Below are 451 nucleotides of genomic sequence, written 5' to 3' on the forward strand. Positions count from 1 at the left end.
GTATGTGCAGTATGTGTAACAGTTTCCTTTCTTTATTTTGTATCTTTATACTCATATGAAAAGTTATACGTTGATAATTTAAAAGATTCATTAGTAATGGAAGGGAAACGTCTTGCCACGCAATATGATAAACGTGAAGGAGTATCCACTTTTGAAGAGAAAGTAAGGGCATATGATCAAATATCTAGTTCAGATGTCCTTTTCGTATACAATCCGCGTGATTTAAGCGCATGTTTGCCTTTTGATGTTCACCATCATTCTCTTATAAGTGAAGGGGATAGACAGGCGCTATTAGATGGGAAAACTGTGACAAAGATAGGGTATGAAGAACATTTTGATCGTAATATTATGGGTGTTGTCATCCCTGTTTTAGATAATAAAAAATTAGTTGGTATTGTATACTCTTATATTCCTTTAAAAAGTATAAAAGACTTAATATTTGATATGGGTC

1 pseudogene is annotated in these 451 nt (G+C 32.8%); it reads left to right on the top strand.

Going from position 1 to position 451, the window contains the following annotated elements:
- Nucleotides 1-451: pseudogene (locus AC1DJR_RS33425) on the top strand (sensor histidine kinase); the annotation flags it as partial.

It is taken from the genome of Bacillus sp. 05T31 (assembly GCF_056396725.1).